This window comes from Lyngbya aestuarii BL J (assembly GCF_000478195.2).
GTDB lineage: Bacteria > Cyanobacteriota > Cyanobacteriia > Cyanobacteriales > Microcoleaceae > Capilliphycus > Capilliphycus aestuarii.
Genome location: NZ_AUZM01000165.1, coordinates 1 through 2,047, shown reverse-complemented (window position 1 = coordinate 2,047; position 2,047 = coordinate 1). Strand labels below are relative to the sequence as shown.

The following is a 2,047-nucleotide window of genomic DNA, read 5'->3' as shown; positions in this document are numbered from 1 at the left end:
TTAGTGTTACCCATCTCTCATGCTTTGATTTCTCTGGCAAAAAATCCACAAGAGATTGAAGTCGTTTATTCCCATCCTCAAGCCCTCGCTCAATGTCAGGAGTGGTTAAATCAAAACCTTCCCCAAGTCCGACAAATTGCCACAAATTCCACCACAGAAGCCCTACAACATTTAGATCAGGAGACAACCGCTGGAGCCATTGCATCAGAACGAGCCGCAAGTTTATATCAGTTACCGATTTTAGCTCATCCGATTAATGATTATCCGGATAATTGTACTCGCTTTTGGGTGGTGAGTTTACAACCGTCACCCGGAGGGAATCATACGTCTTTAGCCTTTAGTGTGCTGGAAAATAAGCCAGGTATTTTAGTTAAACCGTTACAGGTCTTTGCAGAACAAGGGATTAATATGAGTCGGATTGAGTCTCGTCCCACAAAGCGATTACTCGGAGATTATTTATTTTTTATTGATCTGGAAGCTAATACTTGTGATCAATCCGTAAAATTGGCTTTAGCTGAATTAGCAACTTATACAAAAACGCTCAAAATTTTTGGCAGCTATTCGATAGTGAATCGTTAATTAAAGTGAAGTGGGATTGATTTTGATGAGAGTCGAAAATCAGGAAGGTCTGGGTATGAGCTTGTAGTTCTTTTTATCTAGACCGGAGTAGAGACTGAGCGGATGAATATAAGTAGAGTTGTACATATTTTTCTCGTCGGATTTTAGAGATGTATTCTTCGTTTCAAGGCATTCCGAATTTACCCGATTTAACCCATCCGAATGAGTTAATTAATTTTGGATCGAACATCGTTCAATTTTCTTGGAAATTGGCGCTATTAGTTTTAGCGTTTGGCTTGGTGATGGCGATGATTACTTGGTCGAATTCTCGTCAAGCTGAACCCTCTGTCGCCGCTATTCTTCAAGGAGAGTTAGAACGCTATGTTTTGGTGATTCAAAAGTTACCTCATCTGGGTTTGATTTTAGTGATTTTGGTGGGGGGATTTTTTCTGTGTTCGACCCTCGCAAATCGATATCATCACTGGGAACAACAAAAAGTGGCTCAAGTGGTGACGACGGTTTCAGGTGAACGGCTTGAACAAGCAGCACCTCAAGTGCGTTATCAACTTGAAGAAACTTATACTCGCTATCGCTGGGTTGATAATCAACAAATTGAGGAAGAAGCAACCCGGAAAGTGGATCGGTTTTTGGCGATCGCCGGTTCACAAATTCAACTCAGAATCGATCAAGCAACTGATCCGGCGACTCGTCAATGGTTGTATAGTGTGGACTTTGAAGCCGAATATCAGGTCATCAACCGACTCAGTGATATTCAGCAGTTTTTCTTTGAAGTTCGTCCCCCTTTCGGATATAAGATCCTCCAAAATTTTCAAGTCGAAAAAGAGGAAAAACCATTGGTATCGGTTAATCCAGGGGACTATGGGTTTCCGTTTCGTTTAGCGCCTGGAGAAACAACTCGGTTTCGGGTAACGTATCAAGCCCAAGGTGCGCCTCGTTGGGTGTATGAACCAATGGGACAACTTCTGTCTAATTTTCGGTTAACCGTAAACGCCAATTTTCCCAATGCTGATTTTTCGGGCGCTCTCCCGACAGTGACGCAGGAAGGAGAACGACAGCGAGAGTTAACTTGGATTTTTGAGGGAAATGTTTCGGTGCGTAATCCGTTAGGTGTTTTTACCGCTACTGATCCGGTGACGAATACAGGAATTTTACCGCGTTTGCTGTTGTTAGCTCCGGCAATCTTTTTGTGGTGGATTCTGTTGTTGAATTTGTCATTACCCTTGAGTTTGAGAGATATTGCGATCGCAGCGAGTATTTTCTTTGCTTGTTTACTGACTCTGACCTACAGCAGTCGTTTAATCGATGCTAAACTGGCTTTTGCGCTGATTTGTCCGATTTTAATCGTTTTGGTCTGGGGACTCGGAAAACATCGTCAAGCGTCTCTGGCGGCTATAATCTGCACAATTGCGGGAGTGGCTTTACCCATATTTGGTTTATTGATTCCCTACAGAGATCGGAAGAGCACACG

2 protein-coding genes are annotated in these 2,047 nt (G+C 42.8%); both read left to right on the top strand.

Features of this window, described 5'->3' with window-relative positions:
• A partial coding sequence (gene pheA / locus M595_RS27145; protein ID WP_023069805.1) for a prephenate dehydratase occupies window positions 1-579 on the top strand: 579 nt, incomplete at its 5' end.
• 149 nt (window positions 580-728) lie between these two features.
• Window positions 729-2,047: hypothetical protein (locus tag M595_RS27140; protein WP_023069804.1), on the top strand; the 1,319-nt coding region annotated here is incomplete at its 3' end.